At 57.5% G+C, this 26,326-nt stretch carries 23 protein-coding genes; 12 read left to right on the top strand and 11 right to left on the bottom strand.

All coding sequences use genetic code 11. The features are described 5' to 3' along the window. Positions 1-76 precede the first annotated feature (76 nt). Positions 77-613, top strand: coding sequence for a hypoxanthine phosphoribosyltransferase (gene hpt, locus DFO52_RS14750; RefSeq protein WP_008501948.1), 537 nt, complete (start codon positions 77-79; stop codon positions 611-613). Between the two features lie 61 nt (positions 614-674). On the opposite strand, the gene can is transcribed toward hpt, so the two are convergent. After that, the gene (gene can, locus DFO52_RS14745) at positions 675-1,337 is read right to left on the bottom strand and encodes a carbonate dehydratase (protein ID WP_008501947.1); all 663 of its coding nucleotides are present in this window, start codon (positions 1,335-1,337) and stop codon (positions 675-677) included. 107 nt (positions 1,338-1,444) lie between these two features. Here can and DFO52_RS14740 point away from each other — a divergent pair, with 107 nt between their 5' ends. The 4 genes from DFO52_RS14740 (at position 1,445) to DFO52_RS14725 (ending at position 4,993) form a co-directional block, all read left to right on the top strand. Further along, complete coding sequence (locus DFO52_RS14740; RefSeq protein ID WP_003856300.1) at positions 1,445-2,371, top strand: ABC transporter ATP-binding protein; 927 nt, start codon at positions 1,445-1,447, stop codon at positions 2,369-2,371. Next, positions 2,368-3,138, top strand: coding sequence for an ABC transporter permease (locus tag DFO52_RS14735; RefSeq protein ID WP_029741906.1), 771 nt, complete (start codon positions 2,368-2,370; stop codon positions 3,136-3,138). Before DFO52_RS14740 ends, DFO52_RS14735 begins: the two co-directional genes overlap by 4 nt. Positions 3,139-3,242: 104 nt before the next feature. After that, positions 3,243-3,683 (top strand): PTS sugar transporter subunit IIA, encoded by a 441-nt coding sequence (locus DFO52_RS14730; RefSeq protein WP_023310429.1) that lies wholly within the window; start codon positions 3,243-3,245, stop codon positions 3,681-3,683. Between the two features lie 62 nt (positions 3,684-3,745). Further along, positions 3,746-4,993: a polysaccharide deacetylase family protein gene (locus DFO52_RS14725; protein ID WP_038417646.1), complete on the top strand. Its 1,248-nt coding sequence runs from the start codon at positions 3,746-3,748 to the stop codon at positions 4,991-4,993. 3 nt (positions 4,994-4,996) lie between these two features. On the opposite strand, the gene panD is transcribed toward DFO52_RS14725, so the two are convergent. The 9 genes from panD to thpR form a co-directional block, all read right to left on the bottom strand. Further along, positions 4,997-5,377, bottom strand: coding sequence for an aspartate 1-decarboxylase (gene panD / locus DFO52_RS14720; protein ID WP_006810068.1), 381 nt, complete (start codon positions 5,375-5,377; stop codon positions 4,997-4,999). A 33-nt stretch (positions 5,378-5,410) separates the two neighbouring features. Next, positions 5,411-6,262 carry a pantoate--beta-alanine ligase gene (gene panC / locus DFO52_RS14715; RefSeq protein ID WP_023310431.1) on the bottom strand — a complete coding sequence of 284 codons (852 nt, stop codon included), beginning with the start codon at positions 6,260-6,262 and terminating at the stop codon, positions 5,411-5,413. Positions 6,263-6,273: 11 nt separating this feature from the next. Next, a complete protein-coding gene (panB, locus tag DFO52_RS14710) occupies positions 6,274-7,065 on the bottom strand; it encodes a 3-methyl-2-oxobutanoate hydroxymethyltransferase (protein ID WP_014882600.1) in 792 nt (263 codons plus the stop codon). Between the two features lie 123 nt (positions 7,066-7,188). Beyond that, a complete protein-coding gene (gene folK, locus DFO52_RS14705; RefSeq protein WP_133550657.1) occupies positions 7,189-7,668 on the bottom strand; it encodes a 2-amino-4-hydroxy-6-hydroxymethyldihydropteridine diphosphokinase in 480 nt (159 codons plus the stop codon). Then, entirely contained in the window at positions 7,665-9,062 is a 1,398-nt protein-coding gene (gene pcnB, locus DFO52_RS14700) for a polynucleotide adenylyltransferase PcnB (protein WP_071789389.1), read from the bottom strand. The genes folK and pcnB overlap by 4 nt, the downstream gene beginning before the upstream one ends. A gap of 42 nt (positions 9,063-9,104) precedes the next feature. After that, the gene (gene gluQRS, locus DFO52_RS14695; protein WP_029741654.1) at positions 9,105-9,995 is read right to left on the bottom strand and encodes a tRNA glutamyl-Q(34) synthetase GluQRS; all 891 of its coding nucleotides are present in this window, start codon (positions 9,993-9,995) and stop codon (positions 9,105-9,107) included. A gap of 59 nt (positions 9,996-10,054) precedes the next feature. Continuing rightward, on the bottom strand, positions 10,055-10,510 hold the full coding sequence (dksA, locus tag DFO52_RS14690) for an RNA polymerase-binding protein DksA (RefSeq protein ID WP_001155232.1): 456 nt from the start codon (positions 10,508-10,510) through the stop codon (positions 10,055-10,057). A gap of 176 nt (positions 10,511-10,686) precedes the next feature. Next, positions 10,687-11,391 (bottom strand): DNA/RNA nuclease SfsA, encoded by a 705-nt coding sequence (gene sfsA / locus DFO52_RS14685; protein WP_047646650.1) that lies wholly within the window; start codon positions 11,389-11,391, stop codon positions 10,687-10,689. Then, positions 11,381-11,935 carry an RNA 2',3'-cyclic phosphodiesterase gene (thpR, locus tag DFO52_RS14680; protein ID WP_133550656.1) on the bottom strand — a complete coding sequence of 185 codons (555 nt, stop codon included), beginning with the start codon at positions 11,933-11,935 and terminating at the stop codon, positions 11,381-11,383. Before thpR ends, sfsA begins: the two co-directional genes overlap by 11 nt. A gap of 73 nt (positions 11,936-12,008) precedes the next feature. On the opposite strand from thpR, the gene hrpB reads away from it, so the two are divergent. The 6 genes from hrpB (at position 12,009) to fhuB (ending at position 23,321) form a co-directional block, all read left to right on the top strand. Next, positions 12,009-14,438, top strand: coding sequence for an ATP-dependent helicase HrpB (gene hrpB, locus DFO52_RS14675; RefSeq protein ID WP_133550655.1), 2,430 nt, complete (start codon positions 12,009-12,011; stop codon positions 14,436-14,438). A gap of 155 nt (positions 14,439-14,593) precedes the next feature. Further along, on the top strand, positions 14,594-17,119 hold the full coding sequence (gene mrcB, locus DFO52_RS14670) for a bifunctional glycosyl transferase/transpeptidase (RefSeq protein ID WP_029741214.1): 2,526 nt from the start codon (positions 14,594-14,596) through the stop codon (positions 17,117-17,119). 235 nt (positions 17,120-17,354) lie between these two features. Next, the gene (gene fhuA / locus DFO52_RS14665) at positions 17,355-19,604 is read left to right on the top strand and encodes a ferrichrome porin FhuA (protein WP_133550654.1); all 2,250 of its coding nucleotides are present in this window, start codon (positions 17,355-17,357) and stop codon (positions 19,602-19,604) included. A gap of 50 nt (positions 19,605-19,654) precedes the next feature. Then, a complete protein-coding gene (fhuC, locus tag DFO52_RS14660) occupies positions 19,655-20,452 on the top strand; it encodes a Fe3+-hydroxamate ABC transporter ATP-binding protein FhuC (protein ID WP_029741212.1) in 798 nt (265 codons plus the stop codon). Continuing rightward, entirely contained in the window at positions 20,452-21,342 is an 891-nt protein-coding gene (gene fhuD / locus DFO52_RS14655; protein WP_133550653.1) for a Fe(3+)-hydroxamate ABC transporter substrate-binding protein FhuD, read from the top strand. The genes fhuC and fhuD overlap by 1 nt, the downstream gene beginning before the upstream one ends. Further along, on the top strand, positions 21,339-23,321 hold the full coding sequence (fhuB, locus tag DFO52_RS14650; protein ID WP_133550652.1) for a Fe(3+)-hydroxamate ABC transporter permease FhuB: 1,983 nt from the start codon (positions 21,339-21,341) through the stop codon (positions 23,319-23,321). Before fhuD ends, fhuB begins: the two co-directional genes overlap by 4 nt. 93 nt (positions 23,322-23,414) lie before the next feature. Here the strand turns inward: fhuB and hemL are convergent, their stop codons facing one another. Beyond that, on the bottom strand, positions 23,415-24,695 hold the full coding sequence (gene hemL, locus DFO52_RS14645) for a glutamate-1-semialdehyde 2,1-aminomutase (RefSeq protein WP_133550651.1): 1,281 nt from the start codon (positions 24,693-24,695) through the stop codon (positions 23,415-23,417). 177 nt (positions 24,696-24,872) lie between these two features. Between hemL and clcA the strand changes: the two genes are divergently transcribed. Then, positions 24,873-26,273, top strand: a complete 1,401-nt coding sequence (gene clcA / locus DFO52_RS14640) for a H(+)/Cl(-) exchange transporter ClcA (protein ID WP_039260615.1) — start codon at positions 24,873-24,875, stop codon at positions 26,271-26,273. The last annotated feature ends 53 nt before the right edge of the window (positions 26,274-26,326 follow it).

Raw genomic sequence — 26,326 nt, 5'->3', positions numbered from 1 at the left:
GCGGGCTTGCGTATCAGTGCTGGATATTAACCCATCCGTATTGAGAGATTTTCATTAAAATCATTTGGTTAGTAATATGAAACATACTGTTGAAGTGATGATCCCGGAAGCCGAGATCAAAGCGCGTATCGCCGAACTGGGTCGTCAAATCACCGAACATTACAAGGACAGCGGCAGCGAAATGGTGCTGGTCGGTCTGTTGCGCGGCTCTTTCATGTTCATGGCAGACCTGTGCCGTGAAGTGCATGTGCCCCATGAGGTCGATTTTATGACCGCCTCCAGCTACGGCAGCGGCATGTCCACTACCCGTGATGTGAAAATCCTGAAAGATCTGGATGAAGATATTCGTGGCAAAGATGTGTTGATCGTTGAGGACATCATCGACTCCGGCAACACGCTGTCAAAAGTGCGCGAGATCCTGAGCCTGCGTGAACCAAAATCTCTGGCGATTTGTACGCTGCTGGATAAACCTGACCGTCGTGAAGTGCAGGTGCCGGTAGAGTTCGTGGGCTTCTCGATTCCGGACGAATTCGTCGTCGGTTACGGCATTGACTACGCGCAGCGTTATCGTCATCTGCCGTATGTTGGGAAAGTGGTATTGCTGGACGAGTAATGGCGGGCTGATGCCCTCGCCCCGGCCCTCTCCCACAGGGAGAGGGAGAACATCCCCGGCTTTATTTATGGTTCACATGCTTAAGCTGAAGGTTGGCAATCCCCGAACGGTAGCGCTGCTCCAGCGTTTCGCGGTTGGTGGCGGTCACTTCCAGATTGCGCAGCAGGCCATCGTGAATACCGTACGCCCAGCCGTGGATAGAAACCTTCTGCCCGCGTTTCCACGCTGATTGCATGATCGTTGAGTGGCCCAGGTTATACACCTGCTCCATCACGTTGAGTTCGCAAAGGGTATCCATGCGACGCTCCTGCGGCATTTCGCCCAGCAGTGAGCTATGTTTGAACCAGATATCGCGGATGTGCAGTAGCCAGTTATCAATGAGCCCCAGCTCCGTGTTTTCAACCGCCGCCTGCACGCCGCCGCAGCCATAATGGCCGCAAATGATGATGTGCTCGACTTGCAGAACGTCCACGGCATACTGAACAACAGAAAGACAGTTGAGATCGGTGTGAATCACGAGATTGGCGACATTGCGGTGAACAAACAGTTCGCCGGGTTCAAGGCCGGTCAGGCGCTCCGCCGGTACGCGGCTGTCGGAACATCCAATCCAGAGAAAGCGTGGGTTCTGCGCCTGCGCGAGTTTTCCAAAAAATCCGGGGTCTTCCTCCACCAGCATTTTTGACCATAGTGCATTGTTGCTGATGAGTGTATCTATGTTGTTCATGGAGGTTAGCGACCTGTAACCGAGTTATTGCGTTGCGCTACTATAGGGTAACCCGACTTTTAATGAAACCACACAACGTGTGTAAGAACTGAAGGTAAGTTAATTTCATGGCAATTGCACTGGAGCTTGAGCAGCTTAAAAAAACCTATCCGGGTGGCGTTCAGGCGCTACGCGGAATAGATCTTAAAGTAGAGGCCGGTGATTTTTACGCGCTTCTGGGGCCGAACGGGGCGGGGAAATCGACCACCATTGGGATTATCAGCTCGCTGGTCAATAAAACGTCCGGCCGGGTGAGCGTCTTTGGGTACGACCTGCAAAAAGATGTGGTGAACGCCAAACGCCAGCTAGGGCTGGTACCGCAGGAGTTCAACTTCAACCCGTTCGAGACGGTGCAGCAGATCGTGGTTAACCAGGCGGGCTATTACGGCGTTGAGCGTAAAGAGGCCCTGGAGCGTAGCGAAAAATACCTTAAGCAGCTCGATCTGTGGGAAAAGCGTAACGAACGCGCGCGCATGTTGTCCGGCGGGATGAAGCGCCGCCTGATGATCGCCCGTGCGCTGATGCACGAGCCAAAGCTGCTGATCCTCGATGAGCCGACTGCGGGTGTCGATATCGAACTTCGTCGTTCCATGTGGGGCTTCCTGAAAGATCTCAACGACAAAGGTACCACCATTATTCTGACCACCCACTACCTGGAAGAGGCTGAAATGCTGTGCCGCAACATCGGCATCATTCAGCACGGCGAGCTGGTGGAAAACACCTCGATGAAGAATCTGCTCTCCAAGCTGAAATCCGAAACCTTCATTCTCGATCTGGCGGCGAAAAGCGCGCTGCCAAAACTTGAAGGTTACAACTATCGTCTGGTGGATACCTCGACGCTGGAAGTGGAAGTGCTGCGCGAGCAGGGGATTAACAGCGTGTTCTCGCAGCTGAGCGCGCAGGGGATTCAGGTCTTAAGTATGCGTAACAAAGCGAACCGACTGGAAGAGCTGTTTGTCTCTCTGGTACATGACAAACAAGGAGACAAGGCATGACGCATCTTTACTGGGTCGCGCTGAAAAGTATCTGGGCGAAAGAGATTAACCGCTTTATGCGTATCTGGGTTCAAACCCTGGTGCCGCCGGTTATCACGATGACGCTCTATTTCATTATCTTCGGTAACCTGATTGGTTCCCGAATTGGTGAGATGCACGGCTTTACCTATATGCAGTTTATCGTGCCGGGCCTGATCATGATGGCGGTGATCACTAATGCCTACGCCAACGTAGCGTCGTCATTCTTCAGCGCCAAGTTCCAGCGCAATATTGAAGAGCTGCTGGTCGCGCCGGTGCCGACGCACGTCATTATCGCGGGCTATGTCGGCGGCGGCGTGGCCCGCGGGCTGTGCGTGGGGATCCTGGTCACGGCGATTTCGCTGTTCTTTGTGCCGTTCCAGGTCCACTCGTGGCTGTTTGTCGCGCTGACGCTGCTCCTGACGGCGATCCTCTTCTCGCTGGCCGGTCTGCTGAACGCCGTGTTCGCCAAAACGTTTGACGACATCAGCCTGATCCCGACCTTCGTGCTGACGCCGCTGACCTATCTCGGCGGGGTGTTCTACTCCCTGACGCTGCTGCCACCGTTCTGGCAGGCGCTGTCGCACCTGAACCCGATTGTCTACATGATCAGCGGGTTCCGCTTTGGCTTCCTCGGCATCAGCGATGTGCCGCTGTTTACCACGGTGGCTGTGCTGGTGGTGTTTATCATCGCCTTCTACCTGCTGTGCTGGTCGCTGATCCAGCGCGGACGCGGGCTGCGCAGCTAATCTTTTGCCCGGCGACGTTCTGTTTGCCGGGCACTTTCTTTGACAGTTATCACCGTAAGCTAACCTTCACTCCGCTAAACTACTTGCCTGCTAAGGAGGGAGTTATGCTGGGATGGGTTATCACCTGCCACGATGAACAGGCGCAGGAAATGCTGGATAAGCTTGAAGCCAGATTTGGCCCGCTGGTGCAGTGCCGGGCGGTAAACTACTGGCGCGGGTTGAGCACCAACATGCTGAGCCGCATGATGTGCGATGCCCTGCATGAAACCGACACCGGCGATGGCGTGATTTTTCTTACCGATAAATCGGGCGCGGCGCCTTACCGCGCAGCCGCGTTGCTGAGCCATAAGCACGCGTGCTGTGAAGTGATCTCGGGTATTAACCTCTCCCTGCTGGCCTTAATGTATCCGCAGCGTGGATCCTTAAGCAGCGCTGAGTTTCGCCAGGCCATCGTGGCGCAGGGCGTTCCGGGCGTCAGCAGCTTGTGGCATCAGCAGCAAAAAAATCCTCCTTTCGTCCTGCTCCACGATTTGTATAAGAATTAAACGTTGGTATTGATGTCTCATTTGTTACAATAGCGGCAGTTTTCCGCACCGATTAAGACACCATGCTACCGCGCATTCTTTTCTTGCTATTGATGCTCATTTCCGGCGTCAGCTCAGCCAGTTTACTCAGTCAGCAAACGCTGCCTGCCCAGTACATGCAAACCACCGAAGACGCGGCGATCTGGGCGCAGGTGGGGAACAGCGTGATCAACGTCGGTAACGTGCGCGCCGGGCAGATCCTGGCCGTTGTGCCCGCGGCGGCGGACTACTACGAATTTCGCTTCGGTTTTGGCACGGGGTTTATCGACAAGGGGCACCTGGAGCCGGTTCAGGGGAAACAGCGCGTCGAGGACAGCCTCGGGGATCTCAATAAGCCCCTGAGCAATCAGAACCTCATTACCTGGAAAGACACGCCGGTGTATAACGCGCCGTCGAGCGGCAGCGCGCCTTTCGGCACGTTAAGCGCCAATCTGCGCTATCCGATACTGAATAAACTGAAAGACCGTCTGAATCAGACCTGGTTCCAGATCCGCATCGGCAATCGTCTGGCGTGGATCAGCAGCCTGGATGCGCAGGAAGATAATGGACTTCCGATTCTGACCTACCATCATATTCTGCGTGATGAAGAGAACACCCGTTTTCGACATACGTCCACGACCACCAGCGTACGTGCGTTCAACAACCAGATGGCCTGGTTACGCGATCAGGGTTATACCACCCTGACGATGTACCAGCTTGAAGGGTACGTGCGTAACAAAATGAACCTGCCTGCAAAATCGGTGGTGATTACCTTTGACGACGGCCTGAAATCCGTCAGCCGCTATGCCTATCCTGTGCTGAAAGAGTACGGCTTCAAGGCTACCGCGTTTATTATCTCTTCCCGTATAAAAGGCCATCCGCAGAAGTGGGATCCAAAATCGCTGCAGTTTATGAGCGTGCAGGAGATTAAGGGGATCCAGGATGTGTTCGATATTCAGTCTCACACCCATTTCCTGCACCGCGTGGATGGGTATAAACACCCGATTTTACTGAGCCGCAGTTATCACGTAATTTTGTTTGATTTTGAACGCTCGCGTCGCGCGCTGGCGCAGTTTAATCCACGCGTGCTCTATCTTTCCTATCCGTTTGGCGGCTACGACAATAAAGCGATAAAGGCGGCGAATGATGCCGGTTTTCATCTGGCAGTGACGACGGTGAAAGGGAAGGTGAAGCCGGGGGATAATCCGTTCTTACTGAAACGCCTGTACATCTTAAGAACGGATTCGCTGGAGACAATGTCGCGGCTGATCAGCAATCAGCCGCAGGGATAGTGCTTAAGCAACCTGAACCGGAATCGCCTTCGCGGTACGTTTCATGTCGTTGTCGCCTTCAAAGTAGGCAACTTTCGGCTGCCAGCGACGTGCTTCTTCATCAGACATCATCACGAAGCTGGCGATAATCACAATATCGCCCACGTCCGCGCAGTGCGCTGCCGCGCCGTTAACGGAGATGATTTTAGACCCGCGCTCGGCGGCGATGGCGTAGGTTGAGAAACGTTTGCCGTTGTTAACGTTCCAGATATCAATCGCTTCGTTTTCAAGGATGCCCGCAGCATCAAGGAAATCCTGGTCGATGGCGCAGGAGCCTTCATAGTGCAGGTCGGCCTGGGTGACTTTCACACGGTGAAGCTTACCTTGCAGCATTTTGCGAATCATTACGTTTACCTTTCATCTTCCGGGTAGAGAAACCTACGCCAGTTCAACCACTTTGTTGTCGATTAGGCGGGCCTGACCAAGCCATGCCGCCACCAGAATGACCGCACGTTTGCTGGTCTGTGTAAGCTCCAGAAGCGTGTCGGCATCGCGAATTTGAATATCATCAGCGCGGAAGCCTTTATCGTTCAGCGCCTGTTCAGCCAGAGCAATAATCTCTTCGGCCGTTAACTCTTTCGCCAGCAGCTGTTCTGCCATGGTGTTCATGACCTTGCTTAAGCCCGGCGCGATTTTACGCTGGTCGGCGGTCAGGTAGCCATTTCGCGAGCTGAGCGCCAGACCGTCTTTCGCGCGTACAATCGGTACGCCAACAATCTCGATATCGTAGCCCATGTCCGCAACCATCTTGCGGATCAGCGCCAGCTGCTGGAAATCTTTCTCACCGAAGCAGGCAACGTCCGGCTGCACCAGGTTGAACAGCTTGCTGACGATGGTCGATACGCCGCGGAAATGACCCGGGCGGCTTGCGCCTTCCAGCATGGTGGAAATGCCCGGTACGTCAACGTAAGTGGCCTCATCGGTACCCTGAGGATAGACATCCGCCGGTGCCGGAGAGAAGACAATATCCGCATGGCGTTTTTTGAGCTTCTCGCAATCTTCCTGCAGGGTGCGTGGATAGCGTGCCAGATCGTCGGCGCGGTCAAACTGCATTGGGTTAACGAAGATACTGACCACCACGATATCTGCACGGGCTCTTGCTTCGTCAACCAGCTTCATATGGCCGTCATGCAGGTTGCCCATGGTCGGGACCAGTGCGATACGTTTACCTTCCTGACGCGCGCGACGGATATGCTGGCGCAGCAGCGGCAGGGTTTCAATGATTAGCACAACGAGACTCCTTAATGGAAACTGTGTTCTTCACCCGGGTAAACACCGGATTCAACGTCGGCAATATACTGCCTGACCGCAGCGCGCATGTCGCCCGCTTCGGTGAGGAAATTTTTGGCAAACTTCGGAATATGCCCGCCGGTGATGCCAAAGGCGTCGTGCATCACCAGGATCTGACCGTCGGTCACGTTGCCTGCGCCAATACCAATCACCGGAATCGACAGGGCTTCAGTAATACGCTTCGCCAGCTCAACCGGCACGCACTCCAGCACCAGCAGCTGGGCGCCTGCGGCTTCCAGCGCCAGGGCATCATCAAACAGCGTCTGGGCGGCGTCACCGCGGCCCTGCACTTTATATCCACCAAAGATGTTGACGGACTGCGGCGTCAGGCCCAAATGGCCGCACACCGGCACGGCGCGCTCGGTGAGCATCTTCACCGTATCCACCAGCCAGGCGCCGCCTTCAATTTTGACCATGTTAGCGCCAGCACGCATGACCGCTGCCGCGTTTTCGAATGCCTGCTCCGGCGTTGCATAGGCCATAAACGGCAGATCGGAAAGCAGCAGGCAGGCTGGAGCCCCACGGCGCACCGCACGCGTATGGTAAGCGATATCCTCAACCGTGACCGGCAGGGTGGAATCATGTCCTTGTACCGTCATCCCTAACGAATCTCCGACCAGCATGACGTTGATACCCTCTTCGGCAAAGAGTTTGGCGAAGCTGTAGTCATACGCGGTGATGGTGGCGAAGCGTTTTTTTTCCTGTTTGCATTTCTGCAGTAAGGAGATGGTGGTTGGTTTCATACTGTTTCCTGATAGCCCAAAAGCGAATCTTTGCGCATTCTAACAGTAACATTCGGGGGAACAATGATTTTAGGTAGCCTGTTAGCCACAATTATTTTGAGGTTAATCGGCAGGGGAACCGGATCACCAGCGGGCGAGTCTTTCCGCGTTGAGGTTGTCCAGAATGGTCCTGAGTGGGATGCCATCCGGGAAGATGAGATCGGGGGCGACTTCAAACAGCGGCCAGAGCATAAACCCGCGATTTTTCATGTCGTAATGCGGAACGGTGAGACGTTCAGTGCTAATGGTCTCGTGACCAAACAGCATAATGTCGAGGTCCAGCGTGCGCGGTCCCCAGCGTTCTTCTTTGCGTACGCGGCCCTGCTGCAGTTCGATGCGCTGGGTGTTATCCAGCAGCGTTTCGGCATTCAGAGCAGTTTCAAGCACCACGGCGGCGTTCAGATAATCAGGCTGATCCTGCGGACCCAGCGGCGGCGTGCGGTAAAAAGAGGAGACCGCCACGATCTTGCTTTGCGGGATCTCCCCCAGCGCCTGTACGGCAGCGTTCACCTGCTCCAGCGGAGAGGCTAAATTGCTGCCGATGGCGATATACGCGAGGGTCATGCTGTCCCTTCACGACGCGGCGCGCGTTTGCGCGGACGACGATGACGGCGACGCGGTTCCGGCTCTTCATCCAGCCCGGTGAGCATATCTTTTTGCTCCGGCGGTGCGGAAACCTGGAATTCGGCCCACCACTGGGACAGGCGCTGCAGCTCCTGATTGCGTTCAATTTCAGCACGCAGCGACAGCAGATCGAAGGCGGCGCGGAATTTTGGATGCTCCATCAGCTTCCAGGCGCGTTTGCCCTGACGACGGGACATGCGCAGCTGAAGCTGCCAGATATCGCGTACCAGCGTGGTAATACGTTTTGGAATAGCGAGCGTACGGCATCCTTCGTCCAGCACGTCGTTTGCGGCCAGCGCGAAGGCATCATAGTAGGCAAGCCCGCTCTCCTGGGTAATTCGCTGGGCCGTTTCCAGCAGCGGATACCAGAACATCGCCGCAAACAGGAACGCCGGATTGACGCGCATGTCGTTGCGAATACGGGTATCGGTATTTTTCAGCACCTGCGCAATCATCCGCTCCATTGGGCTGTCACCGCTTTCGGTGAAGTAGCGGGTAATGGTCGGGAACAGCGGCTGGAACAGGTTGTATTCGCGCAGCAGATTGTAGGTTTCAAAGCCGTGGCCGGCCTGCAGCAGCTTCAGCGCCTCTTCGAACAGGCGGGCAGGCGGCACGTCGTTAATCAGCGTAGCCAGACGCGGAATCGGCTCTGCCGTTTCCGGGCTGATGCGCATATCCAGCTTGGCGGCGAAACGCACGGCGCGCAGCATACGCACGGGATCTTCACGATAGCGCGTTTCCGGCGTGCCGATCAGACGGATAAGACCTTCTTTCAGGTCCTGCATGCCGCCGACGTAATCGCGCACGGTGAAATCCGCCACGCTGTAGTAAAGGCTGTTGATGGTGAAATCGCGGCGCTGGGCATCTTCTTCGATAGAGCCGAAGATATTATCGCGCAGCAGCATGCCGTTCTGGCCCTGCTGGGACGTCGTGCGATCCGATACGCCCGCTTCGTGATGGCCGCGGAAGGTCGCCACTTCGATAATTTCCGGCCCAAACATGACGTGAGCCAGACGGAAACGGCGGCCAACGAGACGGCAGTTGCGGAATAATTTGCGCACCTGCTCAGGCGTGGCGCTGGTCGTCACGTCGAAATCTTTTGGTTTTTTGCCCAGCAGTAAATCACGTACTCCACCGCCCACGAGATAGGCCTCGTAGCCCGCTTTATTCAGACGATAGAGCACCTTGAGGGCATTTTCACTGATATCTTTGCGGGAAATAGTGTGCTGCTCACGCGGAATAACCGACATGTGTGGCTGTGCAATAGCATCGTTCGCCATGCTCTCTTCGCGGCTTAGCACTTTACGGCAAAAATTAGCGACTCGGGTAAAAATGGTACACCTCGTAGTGTGTTTTGTTATGAAAAAAGCGGCTAATCATAGCTCAGCGCAACGCATTTGAGAATGCTGGATTTTTGGCACTGCCGCGAGCGTCCAGTTGGCAACGGCCATTTTCAGCAGTTCGTCAATTCGCAGATCCTGCCATTCGTTGGTTACATTCTGGTTGAGAAATCGCAGCGCGTCGATCAAAACAGGACGCGGATCGCCGTCTGGCAGGGCCGGGGCGTGGTTCTGCTTTGACAATTTAAAGCCCTGCGCATTGACCGCCAGCGGCAGATGAATGTAGTCCGGTGCCGTCCAGCCAAACTGATGATAGAGCGATATTTGTCGCACGGTCGGTTCGACCAGATCCGCCCCGCGCACAATTTCCGTCACGCCCTGGAAACGATCGTCGACGACCACCGCCAGGTTATAGGCAAACAGGCCGTCACGGCGGTGAATAATAAAATCCTCACGCGCCAGACGTTCATCGGCATGAATCTCACCGGAGAGGAGATCGGTAAAGCGCGTCACCGGGGCACGCTGCTTTATACGTACGGCGGCATTTTCCGGGGGAAGATTAAGCGTGCGGCAGTGGCCGTCATAGACGCCACCTACGCTCTGGATACGCGCGCGGGTGCAGGTGCAGTTATAGGAAAGCCCCCGATCGCGAAGCCAGGCCAGACGTTCCCGATAAGCCTCGTGACGTTTTGACTGCCAGAGCACCTCGTCATCCCAGTGAAGACCGTAATGTTCCAGCTGACGCAGAATCGTCTCTGCAGCACCGGGAACTTCACGTGGTGGGTCAATATCTTCAATGCGGACAAGCCATTTTCCCAGGCGGGCGCGAGCCTGCAGGTAGCTGCCGAGCGCGGCAATTAATGAGCCGAAGTGTAATTCACCGGAAGGAGATGGCGCGAAGCGCCCAATATAGTGTGATTCAGACATATCAACAGTAACAAGGCGGGAGAGACTCCCGCCTTTGGAGTGTGTAAACAGCGCTGGTATTAACCGGCCATCTGTTTTTCGCGGATTTCGGCCAGCGTTTTACAGTCGATGCACAGATCGGCGGTTGGACGCGCTTCCAGGCGACGAATGCCAATTTCAACACCGCAGGATTCGCAGTAGCCAAAATCTTCGTCTTCGACTTTTTTCAGCGTTTTCTCGATCTTTTTGATCAGTTTGCGTTCGCGGTCACGGTTACGCAGTTCGAGGCTGAACTCTTCTTCCTGAGCGGCACGGTCTACCGGATCCGGGAAGTTAGCAGCTTCATCCTGCATATGAGTAACGGTGCGATCGACTTCATCCCTGAGTTGATTACGCCATGCTTCAAGAATACGCTTGAAGTGCGACAGCTGGGCTTCGTTCATATACTCTTCGCCCGGCTTCTCTTGATACGGCTCCACCCCAGCGATGGCGAGAATACTCAGGGACGATGTTTTACGGTTTTGCCCTTCTTGCATGTTGCTTCTCCTTAACACGCACTATCGATCCCCGTGTTGGGGGAAAAATCAGGTCGCTATAAATAGCAGATGCTTTTCCGTATGGCAATTATCTAAACGTAACACTTGACAAGCCTGTGAGGAAAAGCGTATTTGCGCACGCGGCCAGAACACTTATTCGTCAATCGTCTAATCCCTTATAAGACAATGGGAAGAGACGATCTCAGAGTCATATTATCGGCAGAAAGTTCCGCTTTATAAGCGAAAACCTCTACCCCCTGCTTTTGTGCCTCATTCAACAATTGCGCGTATTTAGGATCAATATGGCGGGCAGGGGAGAAACGTTCAATGGCTGAATGCAACACCGCAAACAGCAATACGGCGCGTTTGCCCGCCGCCGCAACACTCATTAGCTCTCGCAGATGCTTCTGGCCACGCAGCGTTACCGCATCCGGGAAGTAGCCATTTTCCTGTTCCGCTAACGTCACTGATTTTACTTCAATATAGCACTCGGGCCTGTCTTCCGCCTGTAACATGAAGTCAATTCTGCTGCCTTCATCGCCATATTTCACTTCACTTTTATGGGTGCCATATCCCACCAGTTCGGGAATGGCGCCAAGGGTCAGCGCTTCCTTAACCAGCTGATTTGCGCGCAGGGTGTTAACGCAAATAAATGCCCCGTTTTGGGTTTCGGTCATTTCCCAGGTATGGGCATATTTGCGTTTACTATTTTCTGATGTGGAATACCAGACTCTGTCACCTGGCGTCGCACACCCCGTCATGGCGCCGGTATTGGGGCAGTGCAGGGTGAGCTGAACCCCTTCGGGGGTAATCACGTCGGCGAGGAAGCGTTTGTAGCGTTGGATAAGCGTGGCGTGCTGCAGGGGAGGACTAAACTTCATCGGAATTCCTTTCGGTGTTGCCCAGCGTCCAGCGCTGTAGCGGCGTATAGCGGGTGCGTCCCTGTGCAAAGACGGATTCGTAGAGCGCGAATGCGTTGACCGGAAAGGCCCAGTGAAAACCCGGCGGCGGGATGGCAACGGCCTGGCCGGCATCGCGCAGCAGCGTGATATGTGGATGAAACGGCTGTGGGCTCTGATAACAGCCGCTGCGCGCCGCCTGCGCGCGCAGCATATTTGCCAGCTGTAACAATCCGCGCGGCGGCTGGCGCGTGCCCAGCCAGACCACGCGCGAACGCAGCCACTGTCCCGCGTCGTCGAGGTGCAGCGTAAATTCCGGCTGGGCAATACGCCCGGCCATTGCGGCTAACGCCCGCTGTTTTTCGGCACTGACGTCGCCCAAAAAGGCCAGCGTCAGGTGCAGGTTGGCCGCCGCGACAGGACGGCCCGCTTCCGGCGGAAAGCAATCGGCGCGCCAGCGAACAATTTGACGCTGTATCGCGGTGGGCAATTCAATGGCAAAAAATAGCCGTTTCGACTCAGACATACGGAGGACTCGGTAATGATATGCGCCGATGCTACAATGTACGCCGATTAATGTTAACCCTCTGGAGCTGTTAGTGTCCTCATTGCCGGTCGCCGTCATTCTTCCTGAGCTTCTCGCTGCCTTACACCATGCCCCGCAGGTTTTGCTAAATGCCCCTACGGGCGCGGGGAAGTCCACCTGGCTGCCGCTGCAGATTCTGAAAGACGGAAACATCAGCGGGAAAATTATCCTGCTGGAGCCGCGCAGGCTGGCCGCGCGCAACGTGGCGCAGCGTCTGGCGGAACTGCTGAATGAAAAACCGGGCGAAACGGTAGGTTACAGGATGCGTGCCGAGACCTGCGTTGGCCCGACTACGCGTCTTGAAGTGGTCACCGAGGGTATTCTCACCCGCATGCTGCAAAACGATCCGGAGCTGAACGGCGTCGGGCTGGTGATCCTCGATGAATTTCACGAGCGCAGCCTGCAGGCGGATCTGGCCCTCGCCCTGTTGCTGGATGTGCAGCAGGGGCTGCGCGACGATCTCCGGCTGCTTATTATGTCGGCTACGCTGGACAACGAGCGGCTACGACAGGCGTTACCCGATGCGCCGGTCATCAGCTCGGAAGGGCGGGCGTTTCCGGTTGAACGCCGCTATCAGCCGCTTCCCTCCCATCAGCGTTTTGACGAGGCCGTCGCCATTGCCACGGCTGAGCTGCTGCGCCAGGAAGCCGGTTCCCTGCTGCTGTTTTTGCCGGGCGTGGGCGAAATCCAGCGCGTGCAGGAGCAGCTTTCTACCCGCGTAGGCGGCGACGTGCTGCTTTGCCCACTCTACGGCGCGTTGTCGCTACAGGAGCAGCGTAAAGCGATTCTTCCGGCACCGGCGGGGCAGCGCAAGGTGGTGCTGGCAACCAACATTGCTGAAACCAGTTTGACCATTGAAGGGATTCGCCTGGTGGTGGATAGCGCGCTGGAGAGGGTGGCAAGCTTTGACCCGCGTACCGGGCTGACTAAACTCCTGACGCAGCGCATCAGCCAGGCGTCGATGGTGCAGCGCGCGGGCCGCGCGGGGCGTCTTGAGCCGGGCATATGCCTGCATTTGACCAGCGCGGAGCAGGCTGAACGCGCTGCACAGCAAAGCACGCCGGAAATTTTACAAAGCGATTTGTCTGGTCTGGTGATGGATCTGCTCCAGTGGGGTTGCCCGAACCCTGAACAGCTCACCTGGCTTAATCCTCCTCCTGTCGTAAACCTCACCGCTGCGCGCACGTTGCTGACGCAGCTTGGCGCGCTGGAAGGCGAGCGTCTGACGGCGCGCGGCCAGAAAATGGCGGCGCTGGGCAACGATCCGCGTCTGGCCGCGATGCTGGTGGCCGCGCAAGGGGATGATGAAATTGCCACGGCGGCAAAACTGGCGGCTATTCTTGAGGAGCCGCCTCGCGGTGGCAGCAGCGATCTGGGTCAGGCGTTTTCGCGCAGCCAGGGGAACTGGCAGCAGCGGGCGCAGCAGTTGTGCAAACGCCTGAATAGCCGGGGAGGTGCGCCTGACAGCGATAAGATTGCCTTCCTGCTGGCCCAGGCCTTCCCGGACAGGATCGCGCGTCGGCGCGGGCTGGACGGTCGCTACCAGCTGGCAAACGGCATGGGGGCGATGCTGGACAGCGATGATGCGCTGACGCGTCACGAATGGCTGATCGCCCCGCTGTTGCTGCAGGGCAGCCATTCTCCGGATGCGCGCATCCTGCAGGCGATTGCCGTAGAGATTGACGCCCTGACGCGTGCCTGTCCGCAGCTGCTTCAGCAATCTGATATCGTGGAATGGGATGACGCCCAGGGCACGCTTAAGGCCTTTCGTCGCAGCCAGGTTGGTAAGTTGACGTTAGGAACGAAGCCGCTGGCGAAGCCGTCGGAAGAAGAGCTTCATCAGGCCATGCTGAACGGCATTCGGGAAAAAGGGCTGAGCGCCCTGAACTGGACGCCGGAAGCGGAGCAGTACCGCATTCGTCTGCACTGCGCCGCGAAGTGGCTACCGGACTATAGTTGGCCCGCGGTGGATGACGAGACGCTGCTCGCTACGCTTGAGCGCTGGCTACTGCCGCAAATGAGCGGCGTACACTCTCTGCGAGCCCTTAAGGCGCTTGATGTTAAGACAGCGTTACAGAATTTACTGGACTGGTCATTACGTCAACGTCTGGATAGTGAACTGCCAGGGCATTACACTGTGCCGACCGGAAGCCGGATTGCCATCCGTTATCATGAGGATAATCCGCCGGCGCTGGCGGTTCGGATGCAGGAGATGTTTGGTGAAGCCACCACGCCGTCCATTGCGGAAGGGCGTGTGCCGTTAGTGCTTGAGCTGCTGTCGCCTGCGCATCGTCCATTACAAATCACCCGAGATCTGGGGGCGTTCTGGGCGGGAAGCTACCGTGAAGTGCAGAAAGAGATGAAGGGGCGATATCCCAAACATGTCTGGCCGGACGATCCGGCGAATACGGCGCCGACACGGCGAACGAAGAAGTATTCGTAAGTTAGGTGAAAGAGGGGAGTGCGGCCTGATGCCCTCACCCCGGCCCTCTCCCACGGGGAGAGGGAGAAAACAAATTTTGAGAGATTTCTTCTTTCACAGGCCTGTGAAAGAAAAGAAAATCTGGCCTTTGCGCCTGAAAGTTGCGGAGAAAAAGCATGGCGGGGAATGACCGCGAGCCAATAGGACGTAAGGGAAAACCAACGCGTCCGGCGAAAGAAAAGGTAAGCCGTCGTCGCCTCAGAGATGAGGACTATGACGATGACTATGAAGACGATTATGAGGATGAAGAACCGATGCCGCGTAATGGAAAAGGCAAAGGGCGTAAGCCTCGGGGCAAACGCGGCTGGTTCTGGCTGCTGCTGAAGCTGTTTATTGTTTTTGTCGTGCTGATGGCGATTTACGGCGTGTATCTGGATCAGAAGATCCGCAGCCGTATCGACGGTAAAGTCTGGCAGCTACCTGCGGCAGTGTATGGCCGTATGGTGAACCTTGAGCCAGATATGTCCATCACCAAGAACGAGATGGTCAAACTGCTGGAAGCCACCCAGTATCGTCAGGTGTCTAAAATGACCCGTCCTGGCGAATTTACCGTGCAGTCCAACAGCATTGAGATGATCCGTCGTCCGTTTGATTTCCCGGACAGCAAAGAGGGGCAGGTGCGCGCGCGTCTGACCTTTGACGGCGATCGTCTGGACACCATCGAGAACATGGATAACAACCGTCAGTTCGGTTTCTTCCGTCTCGATCCGCGTCTGATCACCATGCTTTCGTCGGCAAACGGCGAGCAGCGCCTGTTCGTGGCGCGTAACGGCTTCCCGGATCTGCTGGTCGATACCCTGCTGGCAACCGAAGACCGTCACTTCTACGAGCACGATGGCATCAGCCTCTACTCGATTGGCCGTGCGGTGCTGGCTAACCTGACTGCCGGTCGTACCGTGCAGGGAGCGAGTACCCTGACCCAGCAGCTGGTGAAGAACCTGTTCCTCTCCAGCGAACGCTCTTACTGGCGTAAAGCGAACGAAGCCTACATGGCCGTGCTGATGGATGCGCGCTACAGCAAGGATCGTATCCTTGAGCTGTACATGAACGAGGTGTACCTCGGTCAGAGCGGCGATAACGAAATCCGCGGCTTCCCGCTGGCGAGCCTGTACTACTTTGGCCGTCCGGTAGAAGAGCTGAGCCTGGACCAGCAGGCGCTGCTGGTGGGCATGGTGAAAGGGGCGTCCATTTATAACCCGTGGCGTAACCCGAAACTGGCGCTGGAGCGTCGTAACCTCGTTCTGCGTCTGCTGCAACAGCAGCAGGTGATTGACCAGGAGCTGTACGACATGCTGAGCGCGCGTCCGCTCGGCGTTCAGCCGCGCGGCGGCGTGATTTCGCCTCAGCCTGCGTTTATGCAGCTGGTGCGTCAGGAGCTGCAAAGCAAGCTCGGTGATAAGGTCAAAGATCTCTCCGGCGTGAAGATCTTCACCACCTTTGACTCCGTGGCGCAGGATGCGGCCGAAAAAGCGGCGGTGGAAGGCATTCCGGCGCTGAAGAAACAGCGTAAGCTGAGCGATCTGGAAACCGCGATGGTGGTGGTTGACCGTAACACCGGCGAAGTTCGCGCCATGGTGGGCGGCGCCGAGCCGCAGTTTGCAGGCTACAACCGCGCCATGCAGGCGCGTCGCTCAATCGGCTCTCTGGCAAAACCGGCAACCTACCTCACAGCCCTGAGCCAGCCAAATCAGTATCGCCTGAATACCTGGATTGCGGATGCGCCGATCTCCCTGCGCCAGCCTAACGGCCAGGTCTGGTCACCGCAGAACGATGATAAACAGTTCAGCGGCCAGGTCATGCTGGTGGATGCGTTGACCCGTTCCATGAACGTGCCAACGGTGAACCTGGGCATGTCGCTGGGACTGCCGGCGATTGTCGATACCTGGCAAAAACTGGGCGTGTCGAAAGATCAGCTGCACCCGGTGCCGGCGATGATCCTCGGTGCGCTTAACCTGACGCCGATCGAAGTGGCGCAGGCGTTCCAGACCATTGCCAGCGGGGGCAACCGCGCGCCGCTGTCTGCCCTGCGCTCAGTGATTGCCGAAGATGGTTCCGTGCTGTATCAGAGCTTCCCGCAGGCGGAGCGTGCCGTTCCTGCTCAGGCCGCCTATATGACGCTGTGGACGATGCAGCAGGTCGTGCAGCGCGGCACCGGGCGTCAGCTGGGCGCGAAGTATCCGGGTCTGCATCTTGCGGGTAAAACCGGGACCACCAACAACAACGTCGATACCTGGTTTGCCGGTATTGATGGCCGCGAAGTGGTGATCACCTGGGTAGGCCGCGACAACAACCAGCCGACCAAGCTGTACGGCGCGAGCGGGGCGATGTCGATTTACCAGCGCTATCTGGCGAATCAGTCTCCTGTGCCGCTGAATCTGGTTGCGCCGGAAGATATCGTCGATATGGGCGTGGACAGCTCCGGTAACTTCGTCTGCGGCGGCGGAATGCGTACGCTGCCTGTCTGGACCGCAAACCCGGACTCGCTGTGCCAGCAAAGCCAGCCAGAACAGCCAACGGGTAACCCGTTCGACCAGTCTTCTCAACCACAGCAGCCGCAGCAGCAACAGCCGCAGCAGCAGAATGAGAAGAAAGACAGCGACGGTGTCGCGGGCTGGATTAAAGACATGTTCGGCGGTAACTAACCTTTTAAAGCCCTCTTCCCTGGAAGGGGGCTTTTTTTACCCGTAAACCTCATTTCGTTAACCCTCGCTTTAACTCTGATTAACCCTTCGTTTTCTCTTGATGATTTCTTAAACCCTTAATTCTCATAGGGCCGCTTACAGCTTGCTATGCAACCAGCGTTTCGCATATTATTCTGGCGCTCATAATAATAATTCTCGTTTACGTTATCATTCACTTTCACATCAGAGATTCAACATGGCGCTTTCCAATACTGCTCAGTCAATGAACACGTCGCTGCGTAAGCTCGCGGTCGTCGTCGCCACAGCGGTTGCCGGCATGTCTGCTTATGCTCACGCGGCCGAAGCCCCGAAAAAAGAAGAAACCATTACGGTAACCGCAGCACCTGCGGCACAGGAAAGTGCCTGGGGTCCTGCTGCGACCATCGCCGCACGGCAATCCGCGACCGGGACCAAAACGGATACCCCGATTCAAAAGGTTCCACAGTCTATTTCTGTGGTCACGGCCGAAGAGATGGCGCTGCATCAGCCGCGCTCGGTGAAAGAAGCCCTGAGCTATACGCCGGGCGTTGCGGTAGGCACGCGCGGCGCGTCTAACACCTATGACTATTTGATCATTCGCGGCTTCGCGGCCGATGGCCAGACGCAGAATAACTACCTCGACGGCATGAAAATGCAGGGGAACTTCTATAACGACGCGGTGATTGATCCTTATATGCTGGAGCGCGCCGAAATCATGCGCGGTCCGGTTTCCGTTCTGTACGGCAAAAGCAGCCCGGGCGGTTTGCTGAACATGGTCAGTAAGCGCCCAACAACCGAGCCGCTGAAAGAGATCCAGTTCAAAGTCGGCACGGATAGCCTGTTCCAGACCGGGTTCGACTTTAGCGATGCGATCGACGACGACGGCGTTTACTCTTATCGCTTAACGGGCGTTGCGCGTTCTAATAACGCTCAGCAGGAGCGTGCTGAAGAGCAGCGTTACGCCATTGCGCCATCGTTCTCCTGGCGTCCGGATGATAAAACCACCTTCACGTTCCTCTCCTACTTCCAGAACGAGCCTGAAACGGGCTACTACGGCTGGCTGCCAAAAGAGGGAACGGTTGATCCGCTGCCGAACGGCGATCGTCTGCCGACGAACTTCAACGAAGGCGCGAAGAACAATACCTATTCCCGTAACCAGAAAATGGTGGGATACAGCTTCGACCACGAGTTCAACGATACCTTTACCGTGCGTCAGAACCTGCGCTTTGCCGAGAACAAAACCTCGCAAAACAGCGTATACGGTTATGGCGTTTGTACCGACCCGGCAAACAGCGGCAACAAACAGTGTGCCGCGTTAGCGCCATCGGACAAAGGCCATTATCTGGCGCGTAAATACGTTGTTGATAACGAAAAGCTGCAGAACTTTACCGTTGATACCCAGCTGCAGAGCAAATTCTCAACCGGCGAGGTGGACCACGTTCTGCTGACCGGCGTTGACTTTATGCGCATGCGAAATGACATCAACTCCTGGTTTGGTTACGACGACTCTGTTCCGCTGCTGGATCTCTACAATCCGGTGAACAGCGATTTTGATTTCAGCTCAAAAGATCCCGCGACCTCCGGCCCATATCAGATCCTCAACCGTCAGAAACAGACGGGGCTGTACGTTCAGGATCAGGCGCAGTGGGATAAAGTGCTGGTAACCCTGGGCGGCCGTTATGACTGGGCCGATCAGGAATCCTACAACCGCGTAACGAACACCACCTCCAAACGTGATGATACCCAGTTCACCTGGCGCGGTGGCGTTAACTATCTGTTTGATAACGGCGTAACTCCGTACTTTAGCTACAGCGAATCGTTTGAACCGGCTTCGCAGACCGATGCCCAGGGCAAACTGTTCTCGCCGTCTAAAGGTAAACAGTACGAAGCGGGCGTGAAATACGTGCCTAACGATCGTCCGATCGTCGTCACCGGCGCGTTGTACCAGCTGACCAAAACTAACAACCTGATGGCGGATCCGGCGGGCTCCTTTTTCTCGGTTCAGGGCGGTGAAATCCGCGCGCGTGGCGTAGAGGTGGAAGCGAAAGCGGCCCTGTCTGCGAGCGTTAACCTGGTGGGTTCTTATACCTATACTGATGCGGAATACACCACGGACACCACCTACAAAGGCAACACGCCAGCTCAGGTGCCAAAACACATGGCATCGTTGTGGGGCGATTACACCCTGTTTGACGGTGCGCTGTCTGGCCTGACGCTGGGTACCGGCGTGCGTTACACGGGCTCAAGCTATGGCGATCCGGCGAACTCCTTCAAGGTGGGCAGCTACACCGTTGTCGATGCGCTGGTCAGATACGATCTCGCACGCGTTGGTATGGCGGGCTCAAACGTGGCGCTGCACGTGAACAACCTGTTCGATCGCGAGTACGTTGCCAGCTGCTTCAATACCTACGGCTGCTTCTGGGGTGCTGAACGTCAGGTTGTTGCCACCGCGACCTTCCGCTTCTAATCTCTCTTCGGGCACGGTTCGCCGTGCCCTTTTTATTTAAGTTGGCTGATATGCAGGATATTCAAACGCAACCCGACACCACCTTTACGCTCAACCATCTCTCTTTTCGCGTACCCGGGCGCACGCTGCTGCATCCGCTCTCTCTGACGTTCCCTGCCGGTAAAGTGACGGGCCTGATTGGTCACAACGGCTCCGGTAAATCCACGCTGCTCAAGATGCTGGGGCGCCATCAGCCGCCTTCAGAAGGCGATATTCTGCTGGATGGCCAACCGCTGGAGAGCTGGAGCAGTAAAGCCTTTGCCCGCAAAGTGGCCTATCTGCCGCAGCAGCTGCCGCAGGCGGAAGGGATGACGGTGCGTGAGCTGGTGGCGATTGGGCGTTATCCGTGGCACGGTGCGCTTGGGCGCTTTGGCGTCGCCGACAGAGAGAAGGTGGAAGAGGCGATTGCGCTGGTCGGGCTAAAACCGCTGGCGCACCGTCTGGTGGATAGCCTGTCCGGCGGCGAACGTCAACGCGCGTGGATTGCGATGCTGGTGGCGCAGGACAGCCGCTGTCTGCTGCTGGATGAACCGACCTCTGCGCTGGATATTGCCCATCAGGTCGACGTCCTGGCGCTGGTGCATCGCCTGAGCCAGCAGCGTGGCCTGACGGTCATTGCGGTCCTGCACGATATCAACATGGCCGCGCGCTATTGTGACTACCTCGTCGCGCTGCGCGGGGGCGAGATGATTGCCCAGGGGACACCGGCAGAGCTGATGCGCAGCGAAACGCTGGAACATATTTACGGTATTCCGATGGGTATTCTGCCTCACCCGGCCGGGGCTGCACCGGTGAGCTTCGTCTACTGATGCTGAATAACACACGCATTAGCCGCCGTCGCCTGCTGACGGCGATGGCGCTCTCGCCGCTGCTGTTCAAAATGAATACGGCGCGTGCTGCCGCCGTCGATCCGCACCGTATTGTGGCCCTGGAATGGCTGCCGGTCGAACTGATGATGGCGCTCGGCGTCACGCCCTATGGCGTGGCGGACATTCCTAACTATAACCTCTGGGTGAATGAGCCAAAGCTGCCGGACTCGGTGATCGACGTCGGTCTGCGAACGGAGCCAAACCTTGAGCTGCTCACCCAGATGAAACCCTCGTTCCTGTTCTGGTCCGCGGGCTACGGCCCGTCAGAGGAGACCCTGGCGCGCATTGCGCCGGGACGTGGATTCGCCTTCAGCGACGGTAAAAAACCGCTGGCTGTGGCGAAAAACTCGATTAACGAGATGGCGCATTTCCTCAACCGCGAAGCGGAGGCTAAAAGGCATCTCGACGAATTTGATGCCCTGATAGACTCCCTGAAGCCGCGCTTTGCTCACCGGGGCGATCGTCCACTGCTGATGGTGACGCTGCTGGATGCCCGCCATATGCTGGTCTTCGGTAAAAACTGTCTGTTCCAGGAGGTGCTGGACAGCTTCGGCATTCGCAACGCCTGGGAAGGGGAGATGACCTTCTGGGGCAGTACCACCGTGGGTATCGATCGTCTGGCGGCGTTTCGCGATGTGGACGTGCTGTGTTTCGACCACGGTAACGAACGCGACATGCAAACCCTGATGGCGACCCCGCTCTGGCAGGCGATGCCGTTTGTGCGCGAGAGGCGCTTCCAGCGCGTCCCGGCGGTCTGGTTCTACGGCGCGACGCTGTCGGCCATGCATTTTGCCCGCGTGCTGGATAAAGCCCTGGGAGGTAAAGCATGAGTACGCGTATCGCCCGCTTCCCGGCGCTGCTGCTATCCCTGTTTTTTCTGGTTGCGCTGGTATTAACCGGATTCAACCTCTCCACGGCCTTACCCCGCGCGCAGTGGGGGGCCGCTCTGGCCTCGCCGGATATCGACAATATTCAGCAGATGCTGTTCCACTACAGCCTGCTGCCGCGTCTGGCGATCTCCCTTTTGGTCGGGGCCGGCTTAGGGCTGGTAGGCGTGCTGTTCCAGCAGGTTTTACGTAACCCGCTGGCAGAGCCAACCACGCTCGGCGTCGCGACCGGCGCGCAGCTTGGGATCACTATCACCACGCTGTGGGCGCTGCCGGGAGCGTTAACCTCTCAGTTTGCGGCACTCGCGGGGGCGTGCGTGGTGGGGGCGCTGGTCTTTGGCGTGGCCTGGGGCAAGCGCCTTTCTCCTGTGACGCTTATTCTGGCCGGGCTGGTGGTGAGCCTGTACTGCGGGGCGATTAACCAGCTGCTGGTGCTGTTCCATCACGATCGGCTGCAAAGCATGTTCCTGTGGAGTACCGGCACGCTCACCCAGACCGACTGGAGCGTTGTAGAGCACCTCTGGCCGCAGCTGGCTGGCGGCGTCGTGCTGACGCTGCTGCTCCTGCGCCCCCTGACGCTCATGGGGCTGGATGATGGCGTGGCGCGTAACCTGGGGCTGGCGCTGTCGCTGGCTCGTCTGGCGGCGCTGACGCTGGCGATTGTATTGAGTGCCCTGCTGGTAAACGCGGTCGGCATCATCGGGTTTATCGGCCTGTTTGCGCCGCTGCTGGCGAAAATGCTCGGGGCGCGTCGCCTGCTGGCGCGTCTGATGCTGGCGCCGCTGATTGGGGCGCTGATCCTCTGGCTTTCCGATCAGCTTATTCTCTGGCTGGCGCAGGTCTGGAGGGAAGTCTCCACCGGCTCGGTGACCGCGCTTATCGGGGCGCCGCTGCTGCTGTGGCTGCTCCCGCGCCTGCGCAGCATGAGCGCACCGGCGATGGACGCGGGCGATAAAGTTTACGCTGAACGTCAGTCGGTGCTGTGTTTTAGCCTTGCCGGTCTGGCGGTGCTGATTATCGCTTCGTTTGCGGCGCTCTCATTTGGACGCGATGCCGTGGGCTGGCACTGGGCGACGGGTGATTTACTCAATGAACTGGTGCAGTGGCGCTGGCCGCGTATCTTCGCTGCGCTGATCGCAGGGGTGATGCTGGCGGTGGCGGGGTGCATTATTCAGCGTCTGACCGGCAACCCGATGGCAAGCCCGGAAGTGCTGGGGATCAGCTCTGGCGCCGCCTTTGGCGTGGTGCTGATGCTGTTCTTTGTGCCGGGGAATGCGTTTGGCTGGCTGATGCCTGCCGGCAGTATCGGCGCGGCAGTCACGCTGATGATTATCCTGATTGCCGCCGGTCGCGGCGGATTTTCGCCGCACCGCATGCTGCTGGCCGGGATGGCGCTCAGCACCGCATTTACCATGCTGCTGATGATGCTGCAGGCCAGCGGCGATCCGCGTATGGCGAAGATCCTGACCTGGATTTCCGGCTCGACCTACAACGCCACCGCCAGCCAGGTGGTCTGGTCCGGGATCGTGATGCTCGTGCTGCTGGCGATGGTGCCGCTGTGCCGCCGCTGGATGACCATTCTGCCGCTCGGCGGCGAAACCGCGCGTGCGGTGGGAATGGCGCTGACGCCAGCGCGCGTGGCCCTGCTGCTGCTGGCGGCGTGCCTGACGGCGACGGCAACCCTGACGATTGGACCGCTGAGTTTTGTCGGGCTAATGGCGCCGCACATTGCCAGAATGATGGGGTTCCGCCGGACGATGCCGCATATCGTGATGTCGGCGCTGACGGGCGGGGTGATGCTGGTGTTTGCGGACTGGTGCGGAAGAATGGTGCTGTTCCCGTATCAGATCCCGGCGGGTCTGCTGTCGACCTTTATCGGCGCGCCGTACTTTATTTATCTGTTGAGAAAGCAGAGCCGGTAATAAAAGTAAACGGCAATCTTTAGATTGCCGTTTTAGTGTTTGCTCCCTCTCCTCGTGGGAGAGGGTTGGGGTGAGGGCATCAAGCCGCACATCTTACAGCTTCGCAAACACCTTGCGCGCCGCGTCGATGGTGTTGTTGATATCTTCTTCGCTGTGCGCCACGGACATAAAGCCCGCTTCGAACGCGGACGGCGCGAGGTACACGCCTTCTTCCAGCATCAGGTGGAAGAAGCGCTTGAAGCGTTCAACGTCGCACTTCACCACGTCCTGATAGCAGGTCACGGTTTTCGCATCGGTGAAGAAAATCCCGAACATGCCGCCCACGTGGTTAACCACCAGAGGGATACCGGCCTCTTCTGCCGCTTCCAGCAGGCCGTTTGCCAGCTGCGTGGTACGGTCGGTCAGGGTTTCGTGAATGCCTAGCTGAGCCACTTCGGTCAGGCAGGCAAAGCCCGCCGCCATGGCGATAGGGTTACCGGAGAGCGTGCCCGCCTGGTAAACCGGACCGGTTGGCGCCAGGGCTTCCATCACGTCCTTACGACCACCGAATGCGCCGACCGGCATGCCGCCGCCGATGATTTTGCCGAGGCAGGTCAGGTCCGGCACGACGTCGTAGTAAGACTGGGCACCCGCCAGCGCCACGCGGAAGCCGGTCATGACTTCATCGATGATCAGCAGCGCGCCGAACTCGTCGCACAGGGCGCGCAGGCCCGGCAGGAAGTCAGGCTGCGGTGGGATACAGTTCATGTTGCCGGCAACCGGCTCAACGATGATGCAGGCGATCTCCTGCGGATACTGCTCGAACGCCGCGCGAACGGTAGCAAGATCGTTGTAGGTGCAGGTCAGGGTGTGCTTCGCGAAATCTGCCGGTACGCCCGGGGAGTTCGGCTGGCCGAGCGTCAGCGCGCCGGAACCGGCTTTCACCAGCAGGCAGTCCGCATGACCGTGGTAACAGCCTTCAAACTTGATGATTTTATCGCGACCGGTAAAACCGCGCGCCAGGCGGATGGCGCTCATAGTGGCTTCGGTACCGGAGTTCACCATACGCACCATGTCCATGGTAGGCACCAGTTCAGTCACCAGCTCCGCCATTTTCACTTCCATTTCGGTTGGCGCACCGAAGCTCAGGCCACGCTGGGCGGCTTCAATTACCGCGTTACGAATGGCCGGATGGTTGTGCCCCAGCACCATCGGTCCCCAGGAACCTACATAATCGATATAGGCTTTGCCATCGACATCATACAGATACGCGCCGTCAGCACGTTCGATAAACAGCGGCGTACCGCCCACGCCGGTGAAGGCGCGCACAGGTGAGTTCACGCCACCCGGAATAAGCTCGCGGGCTGCACTGTAGAGGTTTTCAGACTTGCTCATGGCGTCGTTCCTGGTTCGAATAAAATGGTTAAGCCCACTATTCTATGTGATTCGGGGAAGGTTATGAAATTTTTAGCCGGGCAATGCTTTAAGATTTGTTAAGTAATTTTCAGGAGACGGTGGGGCCGTCTCTGGTAAAATCCTCGCGGCTTTTTGTGTGACAAATAAGAACAGGACATGAAATCAGATTCTCCGTCTTTTGAAGAACAACAATTTACGCGCGCCCAGCACCGAATCAGCATTCGGCGCCTGCTCAATCGCGATAAAACGCCGCTGGCGATCCTGCTGGCCGCTGCCGTGGTGGGCACTCTCGCGGGCCTGGTTGGCGTAGCGTTTGAAAAAGCGGTTAATGCCGTACTCAACTGGCGAGTGGGCACCGTGGCCGGTTTCGCCGACAGCGAATGGCTGGTCTGGGTGTGGGCATTCGGGCTGTCCGCGCTGTTTGCCATGGTGGGGTATTTTCTGGTGCGAAAATTCGCGCCGGAGGCCGGTGGGTCGGGCATCCCGGAAATTGAAGGCGCGCTGGAGGAACTGCGTCCGGTGCGCTGGTGGCGGGTGATTCCGGTTAAATTCATCGGCGGCATGGGGACCCTGGGCGCGGGCATGGTGCTTGGCCGGGAAGGGCCCACGGTACAGCTGGGGGGAAACGTCGGTCGCATGGTGGGCGATCTGTTTCGGATGCGAAGCGCCGAAGCGCGCCATACGCTGCTGGCAACCGGCGCGGCGGCGGGGCTTTCCGCCGCGTTTAACGCGCCGCTGGCGGGCATTTTGTTCATTATCGAAGAGATGCGCGCGCAGTTCCGCTACAACCTGATCTCAATTAAAGCGGTATTCACCGGCGTCATTATGTCGAGCATCGTGTTTCGCATCTTTAATGGCGAGGGAGCGGTCATTGAGGTGGGTAAACTCACCAACGCGCCGGTCAACACCCTGTGGCTTTACCTGATCCTCGGCATGATTTTTGGCGTGGTGGGGCCGCTGTTTAACACCTTTATCCTGCGCGCTCAGGATATGTTCCAGCGCATTCACGGCGGGAACACCACGAAATGGGTGCTGATGGGCGGTCTGCTAGGCGGAATGTGTGGCGTACTCGGGTTTATCGAGCCGAATGCCGCAGGCGGCGGGTTCGGGCTGATTCCCATTGCGGCGGCGGGGAATTTCAGCGTGGGTCTGCTGCTCTTTATGTTCATCTCCCGGGTTATCACGACGGTACTGTGCTTCTCTTCCGGCGCGCCCGGGGGGATTTTTGCCCCGATGCTGGCGCTGGGTACGCTGCTCGGGACCGCGTTTGGTATGGCGGCTGAAGTGGGCTTTCCCGCCTATCACCTTGAAGCCGGGACCTTTGCGGTGGCCGGAATGGGGGCGCTGCTGGCCGCGTCCCTGCGTGCGCCCTTGACCGGGATCGTGCTGGTGCTGGAGATGACGGACAATTACCAGCTCATTTTGCCAATGATCATTACCTGTCTCGGCGCGACACTATTAGCCCAGTTCCTGGGTGGAAAACCGCTATACTCCACCATCCTCGCGCGTACCCTGGCGAAACAAGAGGCTGAGCGGGCCGCCACGCAGAATACTTGAATGAATTACCAGGGTATTAGATAATGAGATAAAGAATTGGGTGAATTTTACCC

Source organism: Enterobacter sp. AG326 (assembly GCF_004362415.1).
GTDB lineage: Bacteria > Pseudomonadota > Gammaproteobacteria > Enterobacterales > Enterobacteriaceae > Enterobacter > Enterobacter asburiae.
This window is presented reverse-complemented; position numbering and strand designations above follow the sequence as displayed.